Annotated in this window: 18 protein-coding genes; all 18 read right to left on the bottom strand. The window is 51.0% G+C overall.

What is annotated here, in order from left to right; translation table 11 throughout:
• Positions 1-333: 333 nt before the first annotated feature.
• Positions 334-3567: a carbamoyl-phosphate synthase large subunit gene (carB, locus tag IPP66_08355; GenBank protein MBK9925292.1), complete on the bottom strand. Its 3234-nt coding sequence runs from the start codon at positions 3565-3567 to the stop codon at positions 334-336.
• Between the two features lie 50 nt (positions 3568-3617).
• A complete protein-coding gene (locus tag IPP66_08350; protein MBK9925291.1) occupies positions 3618-4025 on the bottom strand; it encodes a four helix bundle protein in 408 nt (135 codons plus the stop codon).
• 24 nt (positions 4026-4049) lie between these two features.
• Entirely contained in the window at positions 4050-5198 is a 1149-nt protein-coding gene (carA, locus tag IPP66_08345; protein MBK9925290.1) for a glutamine-hydrolyzing carbamoyl-phosphate synthase small subunit, read from the bottom strand.
• A gap of 240 nt (positions 5199-5438) precedes the next feature.
• Positions 5439-6818 carry a PFL family protein gene (locus tag IPP66_08340; protein ID MBK9925289.1) on the bottom strand — a complete coding sequence of 460 codons (1380 nt, stop codon included), beginning with the start codon at positions 6816-6818 and terminating at the stop codon, positions 5439-5441.
• 20 nt (positions 6819-6838) lie between these two features.
• The gene (locus IPP66_08335; protein ID MBK9925288.1) at positions 6839-7417 is read right to left on the bottom strand and encodes an ACT domain-containing protein; all 579 of its coding nucleotides are present in this window, start codon (positions 7415-7417) and stop codon (positions 6839-6841) included.
• 67 nt (positions 7418-7484) lie between these two features.
• Positions 7485-8993 carry a glutamate synthase subunit beta gene (locus IPP66_08330; protein MBK9925287.1) on the bottom strand — a complete coding sequence of 503 codons (1509 nt, stop codon included), beginning with the start codon at positions 8991-8993 and terminating at the stop codon, positions 7485-7487.
• Positions 8994-9126: 133 nt separating this feature from the next.
• The gene (gltB, locus tag IPP66_08325) at positions 9127-13752 is read right to left on the bottom strand and encodes a glutamate synthase large subunit (GenBank protein ID MBK9925286.1); all 4626 of its coding nucleotides are present in this window, start codon (positions 13750-13752) and stop codon (positions 9127-9129) included.
• Between the two features lie 271 nt (positions 13753-14023).
• Positions 14024-15427, bottom strand: coding sequence for an adenylosuccinate lyase (gene purB / locus IPP66_08320; GenBank protein MBK9925285.1), 1404 nt, complete (start codon positions 15425-15427; stop codon positions 14024-14026).
• A gap of 72 nt (positions 15428-15499) precedes the next feature.
• On the bottom strand, positions 15500-16984 hold the full coding sequence (gene guaB / locus IPP66_08315) for an IMP dehydrogenase (protein ID MBK9925284.1): 1485 nt from the start codon (positions 16982-16984) through the stop codon (positions 15500-15502).
• 101 nt (positions 16985-17085) lie between these two features.
• Positions 17086-17664, bottom strand: a complete 579-nt coding sequence (locus IPP66_08310; GenBank protein MBK9925283.1) for a hypothetical protein — start codon at positions 17662-17664, stop codon at positions 17086-17088.
• Between the two features lie 30 nt (positions 17665-17694).
• Complete coding sequence (locus IPP66_08305; protein MBK9925282.1) at positions 17695-18249, bottom strand: hypothetical protein; 555 nt, start codon at positions 18247-18249, stop codon at positions 17695-17697.
• Complete coding sequence (gene purN / locus IPP66_08300; GenBank protein ID MBK9925281.1) at positions 18246-18854, bottom strand: phosphoribosylglycinamide formyltransferase; 609 nt, start codon at positions 18852-18854, stop codon at positions 18246-18248. Before purN ends, IPP66_08305 begins: the two co-directional genes overlap by 4 nt.
• A 38-nt stretch (positions 18855-18892) precedes the next feature.
• The gene (locus IPP66_08295; protein MBK9925280.1) at positions 18893-20065 is read right to left on the bottom strand and encodes a phosphoribosylaminoimidazolecarboxamide formyltransferase; all 1173 of its coding nucleotides are present in this window, start codon (positions 20063-20065) and stop codon (positions 18893-18895) included.
• Between the two features lie 54 nt (positions 20066-20119).
• Entirely contained in the window at positions 20120-21127 is a 1008-nt protein-coding gene (locus IPP66_08290) for a phosphoribosylformylglycinamidine cyclo-ligase (protein ID MBK9925279.1), read from the bottom strand.
• Positions 21124-22395 (bottom strand): phosphoribosylamine--glycine ligase, encoded by a 1272-nt coding sequence (gene purD / locus IPP66_08285; GenBank protein ID MBK9925278.1) that lies wholly within the window; start codon positions 22393-22395, stop codon positions 21124-21126. Before purD ends, IPP66_08290 begins: the two co-directional genes overlap by 4 nt.
• Positions 22396-22397: 2 nt before the next feature.
• Positions 22398-23849, bottom strand: a complete 1452-nt coding sequence (purF, locus tag IPP66_08280) for an amidophosphoribosyltransferase (GenBank protein MBK9925277.1) — start codon at positions 23847-23849, stop codon at positions 22398-22400.
• On the bottom strand, positions 23836-24894 hold the full coding sequence (locus tag IPP66_08275) for a 5-(carboxyamino)imidazole ribonucleotide synthase (protein MBK9925276.1): 1059 nt from the start codon (positions 24892-24894) through the stop codon (positions 23836-23838). Before IPP66_08275 ends, purF begins: the two co-directional genes overlap by 14 nt.
• A 2-nt stretch (positions 24895-24896) precedes the next feature.
• Positions 24897-25394, bottom strand: a complete 498-nt coding sequence (gene purE, locus IPP66_08270; protein ID MBK9925275.1) for a 5-(carboxyamino)imidazole ribonucleotide mutase — start codon at positions 25392-25394, stop codon at positions 24897-24899.
• Between the last annotated feature and the right edge of the window lie 6 nt (positions 25395-25400).

Genomic DNA, 25400 nt, shown 5'->3' with positions numbered 1-25400 from the left:
ACAGGTTCCCAAAAGAAAACCTATCAGGTCTATATTTTTTACATCAACTCACAAACAAACGAACCCAAATCCGTTTCCGTCTGCGTGAAGCAGTCCGTGACGCGAAGCGATCCGTTTATCCGTTTCCTATCCGTTCCCCCCAAAATGACTCTGTAAACTCCTGTACCGCAACTCCTTCTTCCCCAGCGCCTGAATCGCAGAGACCGCCGCCATCGCTGCTTTACAAAAAGACCTGACAGGTTTTCACAGAACCGCGATTGATCGAGTCGCTTTTCCACTCGCAGAAGCCCAACGGACTCGTGTTACGATAAAACCTGTCAGGTCTATAAATTTCTATTTCGTTCCCCCAAAATGACTCTGTAAACTCCGATACCTCAATTCCTTCTTCCCCAACGCCTGAATCGCAGAGACCGCCGCCATTGCCGCGGAGAGAGTCGTAAGCAGTGGCACGTTCATCGCGATCGCCGCCTTGCGGATCTCGGCTCCGTCTTTGTGTGCATGCGGACCCAGCGGCGTGTTCAGGACGAGTTGAATCTGTCCACCGCGAATCAGGTCTACGATTTGAGTCGAACCGTCCTGCGCCTTCTCCACCACTTCCACAGGTAAGCCCGCGCGCATACACATATCCGCCGTGCCAGGCGTCGCATACAGTTTGAAACCCATGCGGTGCATATCGCGCGCAAACTTCAAGCCCGCACTTTTATCCATATCATTCACCGTCACCAAAACAGCACCGCTCTCTGGCAGACTGACACCTGCGGCGGTCTGCGACTTCGCAAACGCATGACCGAAATGAGAAGCGTGTCCCATCACTTCGCCCGTCGAGCGCATCTCAGGTCCGAGCAGTGCGCTCGAGCCAGGCAGTTTCTTGAACGGCAATACCGCTTCCTTGACGAAGAACCCGTCCACGCGCGGCTCCTCGGTCACGCCCAATTCCAGCAGCGTCTTGCCCGCCATCACCTGCGCGGCTTTATAAGCCAAATTCAAATTCGTCGCCTTGCTCGCATACGGCACGGTCCGCGAAGCGCGCGGGTTCACCTCCAGCACGCACACCACTTCATCTTTCAACGCGAACTGCACGTTCATCAATCCGCGCACGCCCAACGCCAGACCCAACTGCTCGGTGTATTCCTGCATGATGCCCTGATGATACGCGCTGACCTTATACGGAGGCAGGACGCACGCCGCATCTCCCGAATGGACGCCCGCTTCTTCGATATGTTGCATCACCGCCCCGACAACGACTCGTTCTCCATCCGCCAACGCATCGACATCGATCTCGAACGCGTCTTCCATAAACTTGTCAATTAATATCGGTTGACCAGGAGCCGCTTCGATCGCCTGTTGAATGAATCCTGCCAAATTGGCTTCTGAATCCACTAAAGCCATTGCCCTGCCCCCCAACACGAACGACGGTCTCACCAACACGGGATATCCGATTCTTTCCGCGACGACTCTTGCTTCTTCCAACGAACGGGCGATTCCATTCTCGGGCTGAGGGATATCCAACTCTTTGAGCAGTTTCGCAAACTCTTCGCGGTCTTCCGAAAGTTGAATCGCATGCGGCGACGTGCCCAAAATTTTCACGCCTGCCGCCTCGAGTCCTGCTGCCAAATTGAGCGGCGTCTGCCCGCCGAACTGCACGATCACACCGATGGGCTGTTCTCGGTCAATGACATTCAACACATGTTCCAACGTCAACGGCTCGAAGTACAAGCGGTCAGCCGTATCATAATCCGTGGATACGGTCTCAGGGTTGCAGTTGTACATGATGGTCTCAAATCCCATCTCAGACAAAGCAAACGCCGCCTGACAACAACAATAATCAAACTCGATCCCTTGCCCGATCCGATTCGGTCCGCCGCCGAGGATCAAAATCTTCTGCTTATCCGTCGGTCGTGACTCATCATCCATCTCATACGCAGAATACAGATACGGCGTCTGCGCCTCAAATTCTGCGGCACAAGTGTCCACGCGTTGGAATGTCGGTATTATTCCTAACGATTTCCGTAGCTCTCTGAATGAAGAATGATGAATGAAGAAAGATGAATTTAAGAGCCGCCTGATATGTGCATCTGCGAAACCAAGTTGTTTTGCTTCACGCAACAAACTCTTCAATTCTGCATCCTGCATTCCAAATTCTGCATTCCGCATTCTGCGTTCTACATTCTCTATCTCTTTCATTTGCGCCAAAAACCAAAGATCATATCCTGTTGCCTTGGAGATTTCATCCAGTGACACACCCTCTTGAATCGCTCGATACACTCTAAACAATCGATCCGCCGTTGGTATCGAAAGTTTCTCAACATCGAAAGCAACCGCCTCTCGGTTCGGTCCACTTCCATCCAAAAAGTCCACACCGATCTCAAGCGATTGCACAGCCTTCAACAACGACTCAGGGAACGTCCGTCCCAACGCCATCACTTCACCGACAGATTTCATCTGCGGTCCGAGGGTCGGGTCTACGCCTGGGAATTTCTCGAACGCCCAGCGCGGGATCTTTGTCACAACATAATCCAGCGACGGTTCGAACGCGGCTTTTGTTTGCTTGGTAATGTCATTGGTGATTTCATCGAGTGTATATCCCACAGCCACCAACGCCGCCAACTTCGCAATCGGGAACCCCGTCGCCTTCGACGCTAATGCGGACGAACGACTCACTCGCGGATTCATCTCGATGACTACCACACGTCCCGTCTTGGGGTCCACACCGAATTGCACATTCGATCCGCCCGTCTCCACACCAACTGCGCTCAGCACGCGATGTGCGAGGTCACGCAAAATTTGATACTCGCGGTCGGTGAGCGTTTGCGCAGGCGCGACCGTGATACTATCACCCGTATGCACACCCATCGGGTCGAGATTTTCAATCGAACACACCACCACGAAGTTATCCGCTTTGTCGCGCATCACCTCAAGTTCGTATTCCTTCCAACCAATGACAGACTCTTCGAGCCAAGCCTGATGAATCGGTGACTCAGATATAGCGCTGCGAACTGCTTCTTTCAGTTGTGCGTGATCATACACCCACGATGCGCCCGTCCCACCCATCGCAAACGAAGCACGCACGAGAACAGGATAGCCCGTCTCTTTCACAAGTTCTTCCGCCTCTGCCAACGAATACGCCGCTCCCCCCCGCGGAACAGGGATGCCGTTCTTCTGCATCGTCTCACGGAACAGCAGACGGTCTTCCGCGGCTTTGATGGCAGTCAGTTTTGCACCGATCAGTTGCACGCCATATTTTTCAAGCACACCGTTTTCACTGAGTGCCAGCGCAAGGTTGAGTCCCGTCTGTCCACCAACAGTGGGCAGCATCGCATCAGGTTTCTCCTGTGCGATGATCGCCTCCAATGACTCAGGTGTGAGCGGCTCGATGTACGTTGCATCCGCAATTTCAGGGTCGGTCATGATCGTGGCTGGATTCGAATTCACCAGCACCACGCGATACCCTTCCGCTTTCAAAGCCTTGACCGCCTGCGTGCCCGAGTAATCAAACTCCGCGGCTTGACCGATGACAATGGCTCCCGAGCCAGGGACAAGTATTGTGTGAATGTCGCTTCGCTTCATAACGCAGAATTTAGAATGAAGAATGCAGAATTTGTGATTTGCATTTTCATTTATCCTTTCTTGGAATTATTTCGTTTCGATGTGTTAATAGACGCAACAAAAATCGCAGTCAACTCATCCGTTTCTTTTTGCAGGTCACCAAGTTTTACGGCAGGAATGATTTCACCCTCAACTAGTAACTCAAGCCAATACGCAGTTTCGTCCAACTCTTTCAACCCGCCGCCCATCATGTTCACAAAGTCAGCAGGAGATTTTGCCCTGCAAGCTTCACGATATTGTGCCCCAACAGAAGTTCCACTTCGTAAAATCTGTTTTCCAATAACTTGCGCTTCTCCCGACTTTGGGAGACTCTGATACAGCTTGATAATCCGCAATGCAAACTTCTTCGTTCTTTCCCGTAAATCCATCACATCACGAGCCATTGCAAACCTCCTTGCCAATGATTCTGCATTTTGCATTCATCATTCGTCATTCTTCACTCATCATTCTGCATTCTTCATTAAGCGGAAGAATTCCCCAAAAATATCATGAGCATCATGCGGACCAGGCGCTGCTTCGGGATGAAATTGCACACTAAATACAGGTTTGTTCTTCATCCGCAAACCTTCCAGCGAGTCATCGTTCAAACTCTTGTAAGTGATCTCCACTTCATCTTTATTCAAATCACCTTCGGTAACACAATAGTTGTGATTTTGTGCAGTAATGAGCACTTCTCCATTGGGCAAATATTGCACAGGATGATTCCCGCCGTGATGCCCAAACTTGAGACGATGAGTATCCGCTCCGAGCGCCCGCCCAATGAGTTGATGCCCTAAACAAATCCCAAACATCGGCACGCCGCTTTCGATGAGTCCACTCACGGCTTCAACCGCATAAGGCAAACCCGCTGGGTCGCCAGGTCCATTCGACAAAAAGATTCCATCGGGTTTCAACGCCAACACTTCATCCGCCGTCGCATCCGCAGGGACAACGGTCACATTCGCGCCATAAGAAGACAAGTGGCGAAGGATATTTTCTTTGATACCAAAGTCGTAAGCGACAATAGACAATGGACGATTGACCATCGTCTTTCCATTGTCCATTGTCGATGGTCGATGGTCGGCTATCCATTTCTTGCCTTCATCATCCACCCAATGATAGGACTCTTCACACGTCACTTCCTTGACCATATCGCGTCCATCGAGTCCGCTCCACGCGTGGACCATTTTCAATAGCGCCTCAGCAGGCGTCCCTTTAGTAGAAAGAGCCGCTTTTTGCGTCCCGCCATCGCGCAGTTTGCGAGTCAACCAACGCGTGTCCACACCGCCGATTCCAGGGACTCCATTCTGCTTGAGCCAGTCAGACAAAGAAAGTGCCGAACGCCAGTTCGACACCAAAGGACTTAACGAACGAATCACAGCGGCAGAGACCTGTGGCTTTGCCGATTCATCATCTTCGAGATTGATACCCACATTTCCAATATGCGACACGGTAAACAACACACCCTGTCCGCGATAAGAGGGGTCAGTGAGGATTTCCTGATAGCCTGTCATGCTGGTGTTGAACACCAACTCGAACACGGTATCAGTCTCCGCGCCAAACGCGCGACCTTCGATAATGGTTCCATCTTCCAATACGAGTGTAGCTGTCATTCATGATCCTTTCAATAAAGTGCCAGAGCCGTACACAAAAAACAGCCCTCCGAAAGGGAGGGCTGTTTGTGATTCAGTTTATGCAATGCATTGCATCTGCGGCAAATCAAAAACATCCAACCTCTCGAGGAAGGCGAGTTTTGCACGACGGGTACGACGCATTACGTGTGTAGACATATTGGGCGGTATTCTACCATTCATAAAAAATATGTCAATGAAAATGTCAAACAAGTCCTATCCTTAATTTCTCAAGCTATGGATTGGCGCAGGGATCTTCCCCGCAAACTGAATAAAGCGTGATGACTTTCCTGCATTGCGCACGGGTGCAATTGCGCTCTCACCAAACAAACCGCCGAACGAAACGAACTCGCCCGCTTCCTTGCCGGGCACAGGGATGACACGCACCGCGGTCGTCTTGTTGTTGATCATGCCAATCGCCATCTCATCTGCGATGATGGCAGAGATCGTAGCCGCATCCACAGAGCCGGGGATGGCGATCATATCGAGGCCCACCGAGCAAACGCTGGTCATCGCTTCAAGTTTTTCCAACACAAGGCTTTCATCACGCACGGCATTTGCCAATACTTGATCCTCACACACAGGGATGAACGCGCCACTCAACCCACCCACACTCTGACTTGCGAACGCGCCGCCTTTTTTCACGGCATCATTCAACAAAGCCACGATCGCCGTTGAGCCGGGCGCACCAACAGCATCCACGCCCAATATCTGAATAATCTCACCTACACTATCGCCAACATTCGGTGTCGGCGCGAGCGACAAGTCCACTACACCGAACGGAACGCCAAGCGCCTTTGCCACACGCCGCCCGATCAACTCGCCACTGCGCGTCACACGGAAAGTCGTACGCTTGATCTCATCCGCAAGGTCATGCAGTCCCAAGTTCTCACTGCCGTCCTGCGCGATCCTTCGTTCAAGCGCACGCGCAATGACGCCCGGTCCGCTGACGCCCACATTGATGACCACTTCCGGTTGACCAAGCCCATGCACGGCACCGGCCATGAATGGATTGTCACCGGGCTGGTTGGTAAAGATGACAAATTTCGCCGCGGCGAATCCGCCCTGATCACTGCTTCGTTCCGCCAGATCCTTGACCGTCACCCCAAGCATGACCACCGCATCCATATTGATGCCCGAACGAGTTGTACCAACATTGATCGAAGCACAGACTTTCTGTGTGTTCGTCAATGCTTCAGGGATGGAAAGGATCAATTCGCGATCCCCGCCCGAGGTCCCGCCTGAGACGTCTGCGGAGAAACCGCCGAGAAAGTCCACACCCACTTCTGTGGCAACTTCATCGAGCGCTTTTGCAATTTCTACAAAGCCCGCCGAATCAAATCCCGCGCCGATATGTGCAATGGGCGTAACCGCAATGCGCTTGTTCACCACAGGGATGGAGTATTCCGCGCTGACGGCTTCACAGGTTTCCACCAAACGCCCGGCATGCAGTTTGATCTTTTCTTTGATCGCTTTACAGGTCTCTGCGACGGTTGAACGATGACAATCGAGCAAACTGATGCCCATCGTCACAGCACGTACATCCAGATTTTCCTTCTGGATCATATCCACAGTATTGAGAATTTCTTCGGTTCGGATCATGGGTTCTTTCTTGATACAGATTATCGAATTGGCAAACTGATCTCGTTGACTGCCTTGAAGATATCATAGTGCTGGAGCACAGTCTTGATGCCGTTTTCCTGCGAGAATGTTTGCAGGTCGCGGCGCATGTCACTGATCGACGTGATATGGTTCAAGTCAATGACAAGGATCATCACATAGGCGCCATCGGAGATCGTGGTCGAAAGGTCGATGATATTGATGTTGTTCTTCACGCAAAAGGAGGTCATTGTGGCCACAAAGCCAATGCGGTCATGACCGGTGGCTGTGAGGACATAGGCAGTTTCAGGCATGGATGTGCTCGTGATGAGCGAGGCATCATCTACTTTTCTGACCATCGCCTCAATCACGGACTCGCTGTTTGAATCTGCTTCGGCAAGCTTTCTTTCCACTGAACGCTGGGTTGTTCCTTTTGGGAAGGAGGCGAGCAAGATCATGGTGAAATATCCACACAAGATGCTTTGCCGAATATCGGCAATATTCCCACCCAATTCACTGATCGCCTTTGTCACTTCATGGATGATACCAACGCGATCACGCGTGGTAATAGAGATAACAAAAAGTTCCTGTACTTCAGACATATTCCCTACTGACTTACAAGTGCGTCGCCTCACCATGTTGTGTGGGGCGACGCACTCTCATTGTTACTTACGGCAGAACCGTTTCGCCCATCAGGTAACGGTCACATTCACGTGCGGCACCGCGGCCTTCGTTGATCGCCCAGACCACGAGGCTTTGTCCGCGACGCATATCGCCAGCGGAAAAAACGCCCGGCAGGTTGGTGTTGAATTTTCCATACTCAGCCTTGACGTTACTGCGTTCATCACGTTCCACGCCCAACGCGTCAGCGACGGAATCTTCGGGGCCAAGAAAGCCCATAGCAAGCAGGACCAGTTGTACAGGTCGGGTTTGATTCGTGCCCGGGATCTCGCGAGGGCCGAAGCGTCCGTTCTCATCCTTGACCCATTCCACACCCACAGTTTCGATCTCTTTCACATTGCCGTTCTCATCACCGATGAAACACTTGGCAGTGACAAGATACTGGCGCGGGTCATCTCCATAAATGGCTTTATATTCTTCCTGTCCATAATCAAGGTTGTAGACCTTGGGCCATTCAGGCCAGGGGTTGTTCGGCTGGCGCACATCAGGAGGACGGCTGAGGATCTCAAGTTGCATCAAACTCTTGCATCCCTGACGCAGAGATGTACCCACGCAGTCGGTGCCGGTATCCCCACCGCCGATGACAACCACATCCTTGCCCTCGGCAGAGACGTAGGGATAAGTGAATGAGCCAAAGCTTTGCGTATCGCCGTACTTGCGGTCAAGCAGGTGCTTGGTGTTGGCATGCAGGAATTCAACCGCATAGTGAATGCCCTTGAGGTCGCGTCCTTCAATGGGAAGGTTGCGAGGCTTGGTAGCACCGCAACACAGAATGACCGCGTCATATTCCTGACGCAATTTATCGGCGGGGTAATTCTTGCCGATCTCAATGTTCGTGACGAATTTGATGCCCTCGGCGGTCATCAAGTCCACACGGCGGCGGACGACCTTCTTATCTAGTTTCATATTGGGGATGCCATATTCAAGTAAACCACCGATACGATCGGCGCGCTCAAACACCGTCACCCAATGGCCCGCCTTGTTAAGCTGATCAGCACAGGCCAATCCAGCAGGACCCGAACCCACAACAGCGATCCGCTTTCCTGTACGAACAGCGGGAGGGGTTGGGACGATCCAGCCTTCTTCAAATCCTTTTTCGATGATGGCTTGCTCGACAGTCTTGATGGTTACGGCAGGAGCATTGATGCCCAACGTACAAGAACCTTCACACGGGGCCGGGCATACGCGCCCGGTAAATTCGGGAAAGTTATTTGTCTTGAGCAAACTATCCAATGCCTGCTTCCACAAACCGCGATAGACAAGATCATTCCATTCAGGGATGAGGTTGTTGATCGGGCAGCCTGAAGCCATGCCGCTGATGAGTCCGCCTGTGTGACAGAACGGAATGCCGCAGTTCATACAACGCGCGGCCTGTACCTGTAATTTCTCATCGCCGAAATGCAGGTGGAATTCCTTCCAATCCTTAATGCGTTCCTCCGGTGTACGGTCAGCAGGGAGTTCGCGGGGGTATTCCATAAATCCAGTTGGTTTCGCCATTGTTAATTCTCCATAAAGCACTTACCACGAAGGACACGACACTTGCACCAGCACGCAAGTGCAGGTGAGTACACAAAGGGAAGGGCTTAGAAAATTCCTTCGTGATCTTTGTGCCCTTTGTGGTTAAAGGGTCTTAATTACCGCCGACGCGGGCAACATCTTTTGTGTTCAACTCAAACGCCGCCATCAGAGCCTCTTCACCGCTCAGGCCAGATGCTTCCACTTCCTTGACCATCTGCATCATGCGGGCATAATCATTGGGCAATACACAAACGAACTTGGGCAGGCTTTCCTCCCAATTGCTCAGAATGTGTTTTGCGAAATCGCTTTGTGTAGCCGCTACATGTCGTTGCAACATGCCCTTCACATATTCGATCTCAGACGCATCGGTCAACTTTTGCAGACTCACCATCTCCTTGTTACAGCGGGAGGGCAGTTCATCTTCTTCATCGAATACATAGGCAATACCGCCAGACATACCCGCCGCAAAATTGCGTCCGGTACCGCCCAGCACAACGACTCGTCCGCCAGTCATGTATTCACAACCATGATCGCCCACACCCTCGACTACTGCCTCCATGCCGCTGTTACGCACGCAGAAGCGCTCCCCTGCCCGCCCGCGTACATAGGCTTCACCACCTGTCGCACCATAGAAGGCCACGTTACCAATGATGATGTTATCTTCCGCAACAAACGTCGAACCAGCGGGCGGATATACAACGACCTTCCCGCCAGAAAGTCCCTTGCCAACGTAATCGTTCGTATCACCTTCCAGGATGAGACTGATTCCCTTCGGGATAAATGCTCCAAAGCTTTGGCCTGCTGATCCCTTAAAGGACAAGCGGATCGTATCGTCGGGTAAGCCTGCCGCGCCATACCGACGCGTGACTTCACTCCCAAGCCTTACACCGACCGAACGATGAATGTTGCGTATCGGCACTTCCGCGCGGACAGGTTCTCCCTTTTCCAAAGCAGGCTTGCACAGATCGAGTAACACTTTCGCATCCAACGTTCGCTCTAATCCATGATCCTGTTTGACCTTGCAGGTCTGCGAGACACTCGCATCCACATCAGGCTGATAGAGCAGGCTGGAGAAATCGAGTCCCTTGGACTTCCAGTGCGTGACTGCGTTGTTCATCTGCAACAAGTCAGAGTGACCGACCATTTCGTCCACAGTGCGGAAGCCAAGTTGTGCCATGATCTCGCGCATCTCAGTTGCGATGAAACGCATAAAGTTGACCACGTGTGCAGGGTCACCGGCAAATCTCTTGCGAAGTTCGGGGTTCTGCGTAGCGACACCTGCAGGGCAGGTATCCAGATGACAAACGCGCATCATGATACAGCCCAATGCAACCAATGGAGCCGTGGCAAAACCAAATTCTTCGGCACCGAGCAATGCGGCAATGACCACATCACGACCGGTCTTCAATTGGCCATCCGTTTCAACCACGATGCGGTCGCGCAAATTATTCATCACCAAAGTCTGGTGCGTCTCTGCGAGGCCCAACTCCCATGGCAAACCAGCGTGTTTGATACTGCTATAAGGCGAAGCACCCGTTCCCCCATCGTGACCGCTGACGAGCACAACATCCGCGTGAGCTTTGGCTACACCAGCCGCGATGGTTCCAATACCTACTTCTGAAACCAGCTTGACGCTGATGCGTGCTTCGTGATTGGCATTCTTCAAGTCATGGATCAATTCTGCCAGATCCTCGATTGAGTAAATATCATGGTGCGGTGGAGGTGAGATGAGTCCTACACCGGGCGTGGAATGACGTACCTTTGCGATCCACGGGTAGACCTTACGTCCGGGCAGTTGACCACCTTCACCAGGCTTGGCTCCCTGCGCCATTTTGATCTGCAACTCCTGCGCATTGACCAGGTATTCACTGGTCACACCGAAACGCGCCGAAGCCACCTGCTTGATGGCGCTGTTCTTTGAATCGCCATTGGGCATTGGGGTATAGCGTTCCGGGTCTTCACCGCCTTCACCGGTGTTGCTCTTACCACCAATGCGGTTCATCGCAATGGCGAGCGCCTCGTGTGCTTCCTTACTGATCGAACCATAGCTCATCGCGCCCGTCTTGAAACGGCGCATAATGTCTTCCACCGATTCCACTTCTTCAAGGGGAATGGAACGTCCCATATCCTTGAATTCGAACAGGCCGCGCAAGGTCCCTTTTTGTGCGACCTCGGCATTGAGCAAGGCCGAATATTCTTTGAAGTCAGTGTAACTGTTGTTACGCACAGCCTTCTGTAATTTGTGGATGGTCTGCGGGTTGAACAGATGATACTCACCCTCGCGCCGCCATTGATATTCGCCGCCTGTCGGCAGGACGTTCGAAACCATCGGACGTTTGGGAAAACCCTGTTTATGGCGCATCTCTGCTTCCTGCGCGATAACGTCAATGTCAATACCGCCGATGCGTGAGGGAGTCCATGTAAAGTACTTATCGATCACGCTCTGGTGAATACCAATCGCTTCGAAGATCTGTGCACCGCAATAGCTTTGAATGGCCGAGATACCCATCTTCGAGAGTGTCTTGACAATGCCCTTGGTAGCAGCTTTCAAATAGTTCTTTACAGCCTTTTTCGATTCGGTGCCGTTGAGCACACCTTGAGCGACTAGGTCTTCCACTGCTTCATAAGCCAGATACGGGTTGATAGCCGTGGCTCCATAGCCGATGAGTGCGGCAAAGTGATGTACTTCACGCGGTTCACCGCTTTCCAATATCAAACCGACCTGTGTACGCTTGCCCTGACGGATCAGGTGATGGTGCATACCTGCCACAGCCAGCAATGCCGGGATGGGAGTGTTATCCTTATCCATGCCGCGGTCTGAGAGGATGATGAGGTTGAAGCCACGCGCGATCGCCGCATCAGCCGCCTTGAATATGTTTTCCAGAGCTTTTTCAAGCCCTGCCCCACCTGAACCAGCCGGGAACAGAATCGGCAACTTGGTAGAAGCAAAGCCCGGTATCTTGCTATAGTTGATCTTCGCCATATCCTCGTTCGTCAACAACGGGATCTCCAAACGGATCTGGTGACAACTTTGAGGTGTCGGCTCAAGCATGTTGCTCTCCGCACCGACCATTACCTCAGTGGAGATAACCAATTCCTCGCGGATCGCATCGATCGGCGGGTTGGTCACCTGTGCAAATAACTGCTTGAAATAGTTGTAAAGTAGTTTGGGTTTATCAGAAAGGACTGCCAGCGCCGCATCATTCCCCATCGATCCCAGCGGTTCGACCCCGTCTTTTGCCATCGGAGTCAGGATCACACTCAAATCTTCATCGGTATATCCGAACGCCTGGAGTCGCTGCATTACGGACGCATGGTCAGCCTGCGGAATAAGTTCCGCTTTGGGTTTGGGCAAGTCTTCAAGAGTCACCTGATATTTATTCAACCAGTCACGATACGGATGCTCAGATGCCAGTTTCTGTTTGATCTCTTCGTCCCTGATGATGCGGCCTTCGCCGGTATCGATCAGCAACATGCGTCCGGGCTTGAGGCGCCCTTTATAGGCCACGTTCTCAACCGGGATATCGATCACACCCACCTCTGAGGCCATGATGACCTGACCATCCTTAGTCACGTAATAGCGCGCAGGGCGTAAGCCGTTACGGTCAAGCGAAGCACCAACCATCACACCGTCAGTGAAACACATCGCAGCAGGGCCATCCCAAGGCTCCATCAAGTTGGCATGAAATTCATAGAAAGCACGCTTGTCGTCAGGCATGGTTTCGTGACGTGACCACGGCTCAGGGATCATCATCATCATGGCATGAGGCAGGGAACGCCCGGACAAGGTCAATAATTCGAGACAGTTATCGAACATGCCGGTATCACTGCCATCCGGTTGCATGATGGGCAGGGCCTTTTTCAGTTCACTGCCAAACAGACTGGACTCAAGGTATTCTTCCTGCGCTCGCAACCAATTGACATTGCCACGCACAGTATTGATCTCGCCGTTATGGGAAACATACCGATAAGGATGGGCGCGTTCCCAACTTGGGAATGTGTTCGTGCTAAAACGTGAATGGACGACAGCCAACCCGCTTTCCATATCAGGGTCAGAAAGATCAGGGAAGTATCCCTTCAATTGGTCAGAGACAAGCATCCCTTTGTAAACGAGCGTCTTGTACGAAAGGCTCGCGATGTAGAAATATTTTCCGCCTTCAAACTGAGCTCCATAACGGATCTCTTTTTCAGCACGACGACGGATCACATACAGCTTGCGCTCGAAATCCATATCTTCGATGATGGACGGATTGCGGCCGACAAAGATCATGCGCATTTTGGGCTCAGCCCGCTTGGCTGATTCACCCAACTCAGCATTGTACGTCTTGACCGTACGCCAGCCCAGCACGCGCTGTCCTTCAGCGGCAATGATCTTTTCGAAATGTACTTCGATGGCACGGCGTTGATTGGAATCAGGCGGCAGGAAGACTATACCCACACCATATTGTCCCAACTCAGGAATACTAAAGTTATGACGCGCGGCTTTCTTCTTCAAAAACTTGTGAGGCGTTTGAATGACGATCCCTGCGCCATCGCCCGTGTTCGGCTCGGTACCTCGTGCACCACGATGTGTCAGGTTCTCCAAAACGGTTAAAGCTTGTTCGAGAATACGATGTGACTTCTCACCGTTGATATTAACCACGATACCCAAACCACAAGCATCGTGTTCGAACTGTGGGTCATACATACCCTGTTTGGGTGGCAGACCCATTTGCTGGGGGGAGTTGCTTCTCTTCATGGCATTCATCCTTCGTCACTGAGCTATGATTCAATCTCATGCAAACGCATGCTATAAAAATCTTTAAATTGCCAGTCTTCAATTAAGGGGACAGTCGATACTTTTAATGGTCAAGGAAGTATTACAACACCTAACCACAAAATTGGTTAACTCGTTCGACCTTCCAAACACACCCGGGAGATTATTAAATTGACCTATTCTACGGACTCACCGTAGTATCTGTCAACATATTCGAATGGGTAATGTGTTACCCATTTGGGTAATCTTTATATTATCCCTTTTTCACCACCTGCTCCGTTAATTGGATAGCCAACCCAATATAACTTTCAGGCGAAAGCACTTTCAACTTTGCTCGCGTTGTATCATCCACATCAATCGAGTCACACCAAGTCTTGTAATCAGATTCCGTGAGGACTCGTCCGCGAGTTTGTTCTTTGAGCGATTCGTATGCGTCTGATTTTCCAGCCGCACGCAGGATGGTTTGTGCGCCTTCGGAGACGACTTCCCAATGGGCATTCAACTCCGCTTTGAGTTTTTCCTCATCAGGAGCAATACGCTTCAATCCACGCTGGAAGTTGGTCCAACCGATCAAGCTGTGACCTAACGCCGAACCGAACGTACGGCGGACAGTTGAATCCGTGAGATCACGTTGCAAACGAGAAACCGTCAGCTTTTGGGCGTAATGCACGAACAGTGAATTCGCTACGCCGAGATTTCCCTCTGCATTCTCAAAGTCAATCGGGTTAACCTTCTGCGGCATCGTGGACGAACCCACCTCCCCAGCGACGACAGCTTGCTTCAAATAACCATCACTGATGTAACGCCAGATATCTTGAGCAAAGTCGATCAGGATGGAATTGGTCAAGCGGACGAGATCAAAGTAACGAACCCAATTATCGTACGGGAGGATTTGGGTAGTGAGTAAATTAGGCTCAAGCCCAAAACTAGAAACGAAGTTCTTGCTGAATGAAATCCAGTCAATGTTGGGGACAGCGGCTTGCAAGGCATTGAAGTTACCAACGGCACCTGTCAGCTTGGCTTCGAACTTATGAGATGCAATATCATCGCGGGTCTTTTTGAGGCGGGCGATGTAGACTGCAATTTCTTTGCCCACTGTAGTGGGGACAGCAAACTGTCCGTGTGTGCGGGCGAGCATGGGAACGGATTTGTAGCGAAGGGCAAGTTCAGAGAGGCTCGAGATAAGAGAGTCGAGAGCAGGGACGATAACTTTGTCCCGTGATTCGTTCAGAGAGATGGCTTGCCCAAGGCTGTTGGTATCTTCTGAAGTTAATCCGAAGTGAATCCACGGAATTAAATCCGCCATACTTTTGGATTCAGGGAGCTTGCTCCCGCCTTCCGCCAGCGAGCTGGCTGAGTCCATAAGTTTGTTCTGAATAAAATATTCGATCGCTTTGACATCGTGCCGAGTCTTACGTTCGTGTTCAAGGATCATTTCTGCGTCAGCGTCGGAAAAGTTTGTGATGATGGATTCGATTTGAGCGGATTCAGAATCGCTCAAAGTGCGAACAAGGTCCGTTTTGGAAAGAGCAGACAGAAAGTTAAGTTCGACGCGGACTCTATCGCGCAGAAACGCAAATTCGGAAAAGAAGTCCGTTAGTGGTGCAACGGTTGAGGCGTAGCGTCCATCCAGAGAAGAAATTAGATGTAAAGTCATGTAATGTGTTCCAATAAGCGGGAGATTGCTTCGTCATTGCGAAGAGCAAGTGCGCTCCTCGCAATGACGAAACTAGCGTTGGCTCAATTGATAGTTCGGCGCTTCTTTCGTAATAATAACATCATGCGGGTGGCTTTCGATGAGTCCCGCATTGGTGATGCGCGTGAGACGGGTTTTAGTCCGCAGATCATTCAGCGACGCCGCGCCTGCATACCCCATGCCCGAACGCAGACCGCCAACGAGTTGATACACATATTCACCAAGCGCACCTTTATACGGCACGCGCCCTTCGATGCCTTCAGGGACAAGTTTTCCGCTTCCGCTTTGACCTGTGGCATAGCGATCAACACCGTAGCCCTTCATCGCGCCGAGACTGCCCATGCCGCGATATTCCTTGAAGCGCCGCCCCTCATACATCATCACTTCGCCAGGCGCTTCTTCAAGACCCGCGAGCATACTGCCGAGCATCACCGCGTTGCCGCCTGCGACAATTGCCTTGACGATATCGCCGCTGAATTTGATACCACCATCAGCGATGACTGAGATGCCATGCTTTTGTGCGGCACGTGAACATTCGAAAATGGCAGAGACTTGTGGCATGCCCGCACCAGATACAACGCGCGTTGTGCAGATGGATCCTGCACCGACTCCGACTTTAATTGCGTCTGCTCCTGCTTCGACAAGCGCATCTACACCCTCGGCTGTCACAACATTGCCAGCGAATACAGGCAAATCTTTCCACGCACTTTTGATGCGACGAATAGCTTCGAGCACACCTTTGGAATGTCCGTGAGCGGTGTCAATGGTGACCGCATCCACACCTGCCTTGACCATTAACTCAACACGAGTCTCCACGTCTTTGCCAACACCGACAGCCGCGCCGACGATGAGACGTCCTTTGGAGTCTGTGGCGGCGTTGGGATATTCGCGCGCCTTCTGAATATCTTTGACCGTAAGCAACCCCTTCAACATGCCGTTCTCATCTACAAGCGGAAGTTTTTCAATGCGATGCTTTTGGAGGATGTCTCTTGCATCTTTTGCTGAGATGCCAACTTTTGCAGTAATGAGCTTATCTTGCGCCGTCATAAATTGCCTGACGGGCAGGTTGTAATCCGAGTCCTCGACAAAACGGATATCGCGATTAGTGATGATGCCAACGAGTTTCCCTTTTTCATCTGTGATCGGCACACCGCTGATGTGATACGTGGACATGATCTCTTCAGCTTTGCTGAGCGGTGCATCAGGCTGTAAGCTGATCGGCTCAACGATCATGCCTGATTGCGAACGCTTGACCTTCTCGACTTCGGCGGCTTGTGCATCGGGCGGCATGTTGCGGTGGATGATGCCAAGACCGCCTTCGCGCGCCAAGGCAATCGCCAATCGCGCTTCGGTGACTGTGTCCATGGCGGCGGAGAGAATCGGGATGTTAAGTTGAATGTTCGGCGTGAGTTGGACTTTGACATCGGTTTCATTTGGTAACACTTCGGTGTAGCCAGGGACGATGAGAACATCGTCAAAGGTGAGGGATTCAAAGCGATCAAAAAGTTCTTCGTTCATGTATTCTCCTTATGTTGTAAAGTAGGGGCGACCCATCACTGGAAATCAAAACGATCTGATTTCTCTGGGCGGGTCGCCCCTACAAATGGTTGTTAATGTATTTATTCAGCCTGTTTCTTCAAATATGCATGTATGGCGGTATCGTAATGAGCAGTGGATGCAAATCCTTTGATAGCCAAGCGTTGGCGAGTCTTCTCTGTAATGCCACCTGAACGGATTTCGCCTAGGACAGAATTATAGTCGGATGGATCGCAGACGAGTGTTACACGTTCATGGTTCTTTGCCGCAGCACGGATGAGGGTCACACCGCCGATGTCGATGTTTTCAATAGCGTCTGCATAGGTGACATCGGGCTTGGCGATGGTTTCTTCGAATGGATAGAGATTGACAGCGACGAGGTCAATGTAATCCCAGCCGAGGTCAAGCAGTTGTTTGTGGTCGGCGTCTGTGGGACGGGCAAGCAATCCGCCGTGGATGGCGGGGTGGAGAGTCTTGACACGTCCGCCGAGGATTTCGGGGGATTTGGTGTAATCCGCAACTTCGGTGACGGGGAGTCCGTTGTCAAGCAGAAGTTTGGCGGTCCCGCCTGAGGCAAGCAGAGTCCAGCCGAGGTCAGCGAGAGATTTGGCGAATTCGACGATTCCAGTTTTGTCGTGGACAGAGAGAATTGCTATTGGCATTTGATATCTTCCTTATTAGATGATTTTGTTTTACCAGTATTGAAACCAGTAGATTACTTGAGATGTTGTTTTATTTAATCCGACTCCATACATCGTTCCATGATTCCAAATAAAATCTTCACTGCCAGCAGGTTGTGCACTAATTAAAAAGATAGAGAAGTTTTGAGCAAAGCCAGTGCTTTCATCATTTATTAAATACAAGATTGGCTCGGGAATATCTGTAAGCCCTTTTTCCTCAGAGTAATGATATTGTTCTAAGTCACCGTATTTGACTTGTAATTCATTGATTTGGCTTTCAGGGAGAGTCATTAGTAACTCAAGAAACATTGCGCCTTGCATTATTCGTGGCTGATATGCGAACTTTACATTGCTAGCTTCAGAAGGAACGCTTTCAGGAAAATGTTCAATAACAGTTTTAGGAGTAATCGATTCCATTACCTCTGAATAACGATTTACATCTGTTATGAATGGGAAGGGTAGCCTTCCTTTTGTTTCTGGTGTCACCGTTGGTGTGATTTCGGTGTTATTTGCGCCACACGCCGATAACAACAAAGCAACCAGAATCAGAATAATTCTTGTTTTCATTTTTCGTCTATTATTTTCTCTGAATTGGCAAACACCATTTTTAGAGTATTTACCAGCAAAGTATGTTCTGTTTGATGAACACGTGCTTCGAGAGATTCAAGTGTATCGTCCTTGTTGATGGGAACAATCTCTGTTGCCAGCACGGGACCATTGTCCACGCCTTCGTCAGGGACAAGGTGAACCATGATTCCTGTGTGTTCGATCTCGCCACGTCCATAAGCTTCAAAGGCACGTTCGATGGCGTGAGTCCCTGGAAAGGTATCGGGCAAGGCGGGATGAAGGTTGACCACTCGACTGGGAAAGTGATTGAGGAACGATGAGGTCAATATTCTCATCCATCCCGCAAGAACTACATAATCAGGTTGTTTAGTGAGAAAGAGTTCAGCGAGTCGGGCATCATATTCATTGCGAGACTCATCTCCCTGTTTTGCGAAGTGGATAGCTTCAACTCCTGCATTCTTCGCACGGACGAGTCCGTATGCATCCGCTTTGTTGGAGATGACGCAGACAACCGATGCAGGAAGCTCACCTGATGCGCAGGCGTCGAGGATGGCTTGCAAATTAGAGCCATTACCAGAGATAAGGACGACGAGGCGTTTGATCATAAGCATATTTTGTAGGGGCGGATCGCGATCCGCCCTTACTAGTGATGGAAAAGCCTCAAACCCGAGAAGACCATCGTCATGCCGTATTCGTCACAAGCGGTGATGACATCTTCATCACGATTGGAGCCGCCAGGCTGTAGAACGTATTTCACTCCACTTTTGACAGCGCGGTCAATTGAGTCACGGAAAGGGAAGAAGGCGTCCGAACCGAGCGTGACATCAGTCAAGCCATCCAACCAAGCGCGGCGTTCTTCGGCTGTCAACTGCTTGGGTATCTCAGTGAACACATTCACCCAATTCTTTTTCTCTTCTTCAGTGACATCTGGCTGCAGGAACTGGTCAATGGCATTGTCACGATCAGGGCGTTTGACGCCTTCTTTGAATGGCAACGCCAAAACAAATGGATGTTGTCGCAGTCGCCACAAGTCCGCTTTGGAGCCAGCAAGACGTGCACAATGCACACGCGATTGCTGTCCAGCGCCAACACCGATGGTCTGTCCATCGGTCACATAACAAACAGAATTCGATTGCGTGAACTTGAGCGTGATCCACGCGATGAACATGTCACGCACAGCCGATTCAGGCAGGTCTTTCTTCTTCGTTACGATATTCGCAAAGTCTTCGCGCGTCACGGGGCGGTCGTTGCGGCGTTGTTCCATGCTCACGCCAAAGACCTGACGCACCTCGGTCAACTGCGGTTCGTAGGCAGGGTCAATTTGCACCACGGCATATTTGCCTTGTTTCTTTTTCTTCAAAATCTCCAACGCTTCGGGCTCATACGCAGGCGCGATCACACCATCGGACACTTCACGCGCGATCAGTTTTGCTGTTGGCACATCCACCGTATCCGATAGCGCGATGAAATCACCGAAGGATGACATCCTGTCCACGCCACGGGCACGGGCGTAGGCAGTAGCCAATGGAGAGAGTTCCATATCATCCACGAAGTAAATCTTCTTGAGGACATCGGTCAACGGGACAGCGACTGCCGCTCCCGACGGGCTGACATGTTTGAACGAAGTCGCAGCAGGCAAACCGATAGTCTGCTTCAACTCCCTGACCAGCTGCCACGCGTTGAGCGCATCCAGCAAGTTGATGTAGCCTGGCGAGCCGCCAAGGACGGTGATGGGCAAGTCTCCCCCATCTTGCAAATACACACGAGCGGGAGATTGATTAGGGTTTGTTCCATAACGAAGAGTGAGGTCTTTCATTTTGATTCCTTTTTATAAACGGACTTTGTCACGGACTCACGGACAAGAACGGACTTAAGCCAAAATGGTTTTTCTTTCACCATCGACTAGTTCACCGATGATGAAGGTTGGTTCGGTAATAGCGTTTTGTAAATCGGCGGCATCAGTTTTATCAACAATGACGACCATGCCGATACCCATGTTGAAGACGCGGAACATTTCCTCGGTGGAGATATTTCCCGTTTTTTGGACCAACTTCCACAACGGCGGGACTTGCCATGAACCTTGATGAATAACTGCATTCAAGTTCTCAGGCAGGATGCGAGGAATGTTCTCTATGAATCCACCACCAGTGAGATGAGCCAGCGCTTTGACTTTATCGAGATGAGGATACAACACATTGAAGTAAGAACGATGTGATGCAAGCAAGGCATCTGCCAATGAACCACCGAGTTCAGGGACGATAACTTCCAAGTCCGCGCCTTCAAAGACTTTGCGGATGAGCGAATAACCGTTGGTGTGAGGTCCGCTTGAGGGTAGACCAAGGATCAGGTCACCAGCGAGCAGGTTCGGGCGGGGCAAGATGCGGTCACGTTCCAATACGCCAACGATCGTCCCAGCCACGTCAAATTCTCCATCGCGATACACGCCTGGCATTTCGGCAGTCTCGCCACCCAGCAATGCCATCCCTGATTCTTTGCAGGCTTCGGCGATACCCGTCACTACTTCCGCAGTTTGTTCAGGGTTGAGCTTGGACGTGGCGAAGTAATCCATGAAAAAAAACGGACGGGCACCCTGCACGAGAATGTCGTTGATGCAGTGATTGACAATGTCGTGCCCGATGCCGCGATAACGACCAACGGACGCAGCAAGCTTGACCTTGGTGCCAACGCCATCGGTGGAGGCGACGAGCACAGGGTGATTCATTTGTTTGAGGGCAGACGCATCGAAGAGACCGCCGAACGAACCGATGCCAGCAAGCACGGATTCGTTATATGTGGCTTTGACTGCATCCTTCATCAACTCAACGGCACGATTGCCTGCGTCAATATCTACACCAGAAGAAGCATACGAGTTTGTCATTTGGCACCTTCCAGAGCACGATGGGCAATGTCTTTGCGGTATTGCATTCCATCGAATTCAACTTTATCAATGTTTGCATACACTTTCTCAACTACACTCGCGATATCACCCGACCATGCAGCGAGACCAAACACACGCCCGCCTGCCGTGAGGACATTCGCACCATCTTGTTTCGTCCCTGCATGGAAGCAGATCATATCTTCAGGCAATTTGCCAAACGAAACGACCTGTCCTTTTTCAGGTTTTTCTGGATAGCCCTTGCTTGCCAGCACAATACAAACCGCCGCGCCACTTTTCCAGCGAATGTTAACTTCCTTCAAACGACCATCCACACATGCTTCGGCGATCTCGACCAAGTCCGTTTCCAAAAGCGGAAGCACCACCTGCGTTTCGGGGTCACCAAAGCGACAGTTGAACTCCAGCACACGAATACCATTCGGCGTGAGCATCAAACCTGCATATAACACGCCAACGAACTTGCGTCCTTCGTTTCGTAATCCATCCACAGCAGGTTGCAAAACTTTTTCAATCGTTTCCTGTAACATCGCATCGGTAAACACTGGTGCAGGCGCATACGCACCCATGCCGCCCGTGTTCGGTCCGTTGTCGCCATCTAACAATCGCTTGTGATCTTGCGCAGGAACCATCGGCACAACCGTTGTTCCATCTGTGAACGCCATCAACGAAACTTCTGGCCCCGTCATCCGTTCTTCGACGACAACTTCCATACCAGCATCACCAAAAATTTTCTTTGTCAAAATATCTTCAAGAGCAGACGTCGCCTCTTCATCCGTCTTAGGCAAGATCACACCCTTCCCCGCCGCGAGCCCCGAAGCCTTGATAACAATCGGATAATCAATGGATTGCAAACAACGCGTGGCTTCGTCAATTCTCGTGAAGGTGAAATATTTAGCCGTCGGGATATTATGTCGCGCCATAAAATCTTTGGAGAAGACTTTCGACGCCTCGATCTCAGCCGATGCCTGCTTCGGTCCGAAACAGTGAATGCCTGCCTCTGACAACGAATCCACCAACCCACCTGCCAAAGGCACTTCAGGACCAACGATGACCAAATCAACTTGATTGGCTTTGCAAAAAGATGCCACTGCGACATGGTCCTCAACAGATACATCTTCAACATTTGTCGCAATCAGGCTTGTCCCAGGGTTACCAGGCAAAACAAAAACCTTATCCGCTTTTGGCGATTGACACACCTTCCATGTAATCGCATGTTCCCGCCCGCCCGAACCAATGACCAAAATATTCATATTTACTTCGTCACCCTTTCAAACCCAGTCTTCACATTCGACAAATCTACAGGGATCGGATACTGTCCGGTAAAGCACGCCTGACAGAACCCATCTTTCCGCTTGAGCGCGCGCATCATTCCATCTGCTGACAAGTAGTGCAAACTATCCGCCCCCACCAATTCACGGATCTCATCCACGGTGCGTTGATAAGCGATCAAATCTTCGTGTCGTCCCATGTCCACGCCCATGAAACACGGATGAGCGATCGGCGGGCATGTGATAGCCATGTGTACTTCCTTCGCTCCCGCATTGCGCAACAATTTGATCAACGGTCCCGTTGTATTGCCGCGCACGATACTATCGTCAATCACCACAACTCGCTTATCCTGCACATTTTCATTGATGACATTGAACTTCAATGCCACACCGCGCTTACGAAGCGAATCCGTTGGTTCAATAAATGTTCGGCCAACATAACGATTCTTGATAAAGCCATCGTTGTATGGGATCTTACTCACCCGCGAAAACCCAACCGCCGCAGGGATCGAAGAATCAGGCACAGGGATAACCACGTCAGCAAATTGTCCGTTTTCTTCCGTGAGTCCGTGAGAAAGTCCGTTTATGACTTCTCCCGCCAACTCCTCTCCCAATCTTTGCCGCACATGATGAACATTGATTTTGTCCCATGTCTGGTCGGGGCGGGCGAAATAAATATGCTCAAAGATACACATCGCTGTTGGCGACACAGGCTTCATCGCTTGCATCACTTTCAACGCACTGTTCGATAAAGACACCACTTCCCCAGGTTTCACATCGCGGATGGCTTCGCATCCCAATGTGTGCAAAGCGCCTGTCTCAGATGCAACCGCATGTCCGCCGCCAGGTAACAATCCCACGCACAACGGGCGAAAGCCCCACGGGTCACGCACCGCATACACACAATCACGCGTCAAGATCACCAACGAATACGCACCCACCCACTTCTTCATCGCATTGCGGATGCGTTCTTCCCACGTGGCGCCTTCATTACGAGCCAACATCATCGTCATCACTTCGGTATCCGATGACGATGAAAAACCAACACCCTGCCCCATCAACTCATTGCGTAACTCCGCCGAGTTAACCAAGTTCCCATTATGCGCCAACGCCAACGGACCATGAATCGTCTCGATCATGAACGGCTGTGCATTTCGCAACGATGATGAGCCTGTCGTCGAATAACGTGTATGTCCAATCGCATAATGTCCATTCAGATCAGCCATCGTCTCTGGTGTAAAAACACGCGACACAAAACCCACACCCTTATGCATCGCCATCACCTGTCCATCCGCAACCGCCATCCCCGCGGCTTCCTGTCCACGATGCTGTAAGGCATACAACCCAAAGAAAGTCATGCGCGCCACGTCCTCATTCGGCGCAAAGATACCAATAACTCCGCACTCTTCTTTTGGTGATTCATCAAAATTCGTCATACACATTCCTTATCTCGTTAAGTTTTTCCTGCAAAGTTTCTAAATCTTTTTCAACCAATGTAATATGACCGATCTTACGTTTCGGTCGTGGAGCTTTATCATACAAATGCAAATGCGCGCCTTCGATCTTCAGAATGGATGTCTCATCTGGAAGCGTTCCTACCAAATTGACCATGGCACACACCCCAAGCGGATTCGTGCTCCCAAGCGGCGCATCAGTCACCGCCCGAACCTGATTCTCAAACTGAGACGTCACCGCCCCTTCGATCGTCCAATGCCCGCTGTTGTGAACGCGTGGCGCCATTTCATTTGCCAGCAAGTGACCGTCCTTCTCAAAGAACTCAATTGTCAACACACCAACATAATTCAAAGCAGACATTATCTTTGTTGCATACTCTTCCGCTTGCTTCTGTAACTCTACCGAGACATTCCCAGTCACAAGAGACAGCCGCAAGATCCCATCACGATGATGATTCTCGATCAATGGATAGAACTTCGTCTCGCCAGATCTATTCCGCACAGCAATGATGGAAAGTTCACGGTCGAATGAAACGAATTCTTCTAAAATCCAATCTTTTGCTTTTTCAGCAGCCAATTCTGCTTGAGAATGAACAATGCTTTGACCTTTGCCATCGTATCCCATACGGCGAGTCTTCAACACAGAAGGAAAACCAATAGCATCTGTTTTTGATAAATCCGTTGTGAACTTGGGAGTTGGAATGCCTAATTCACAGAAAAATGATTTCTCAACAAATCGATCTTGTGCTTTCTCCAACGCAATTGAAGGCGGGTAGACAGGGACGAACTTCTCCAGATGTCGCGCCGCATCCACAGGGACGTTCTCGAACTCGTATGTGATTACATCGAGTCCATTTGCGAATTGCTCGCGGGCAGATGTATCAGCGTAGTCCAATGCCAAATGGTCAGCGAGCAAACCTGCAGGTGAGTCCGAAGCGGGGTCTAAGAAGCGGAAGCGATGTCCGAGTGGATATCCAGCTAATGCCAGCATCCGTCCCAGTTGTCCCGCTCCTAAAATACCGATCATTGTCATCCGTTATCTGCTCGCGGATCGGGGTTATCCAAAACGGACTGAGTCTGCTTGGCGCGATAGGCAAGCAAGGCATCGAGATGCTCGGGATGTTTGTTGGCAACGATGGACGCCGCTAGCAACGCCGCATTGACCGCTCCCGCACGACCGATGGCGAGCGTGCCGACAGGAATGCCCGCAGGCATCTGCACGATGGAGAGCAGCGAATCCATGCCATTGAGCGCCTTCGATTGGACAGGCACACCAAGCACAGGCAGATGCGTTTTGGCGGCAGTCATGCCAGGCAAGTGCGCCGCACCGCCTGCTCCCGCAATGATGACTTCAATGCCACGCTCATGAGCCGACTCTGCAAATTGAAAAAGCAGATCAGGCGTGCGATGCGCCGAAACGATTTTCACTTCATATGGAATCTTCAACTCATCGAGAACCTTGGTAGCATGTTCCATCGTCTCCCAATCAGACTTGGAACCCATGATGATGGCAATTAATGAATTCATCGATAT

The sequence above is a fragment of the Candidatus Defluviilinea proxima genome, assembly GCA_016721115.1.
Lineage (GTDB): Bacteria > Chloroflexota > Anaerolineae > Anaerolineales > Villigracilaceae > Defluviilinea > Defluviilinea proxima.
The sequence above is the reverse complement of the archived record's forward strand: the minus strand, read 5'-3'. Positions and strand labels throughout refer to the sequence as shown.